Annotated in this window: 1 protein-coding gene; it reads right to left on the reverse strand. The window is 77.8% G+C overall.

All coding sequences use genetic code 11. From position 1 onward, the window contains the following. A partial coding sequence (locus JHD82_RS30150) for an alpha/beta fold hydrolase (RefSeq protein ID WP_374191682.1) occupies nucleotides 1–316 on the reverse strand: 316 nt, incomplete at both ends.

Below are 316 nucleotides of genomic sequence, written 5' to 3' on the forward strand. Positions count from 1 at the left end.
CGCCCCGCCCATGGACGTGCCCACCCAGTGCGCGCGCTCCAGCCCCAGCGCATCGAACAGCCCGCGCGCAATGCGGGCGTAGAAGCCCAGCCGGTACTCCTCGCGCGGCGCGCGGCTCCACTGGCTCTGTCTCTTATACACATCTGACGCTGCCGACGAAATGCGAACAGTGTAGATCTCGGTGGTCGGCGGAGCATTAAAAAGGGGGGGGGGGGGGGGGGGGGGGGGGGGGGGGGGGGGGGGGGGGGGGGGGGGGGGGGGGGGGGGGGGGGGGGGGGGGGGGGGGGGGGGGGGGGGGGGGGGGGGGGGGGGGGGG

This window comes from Delftia sp. ASV31, assembly GCF_016428765.1.
Taxonomy (GTDB): domain Bacteria; phylum Pseudomonadota; class Gammaproteobacteria; order Burkholderiales; family Burkholderiaceae_C; genus Comamonas; species Comamonas acidovorans.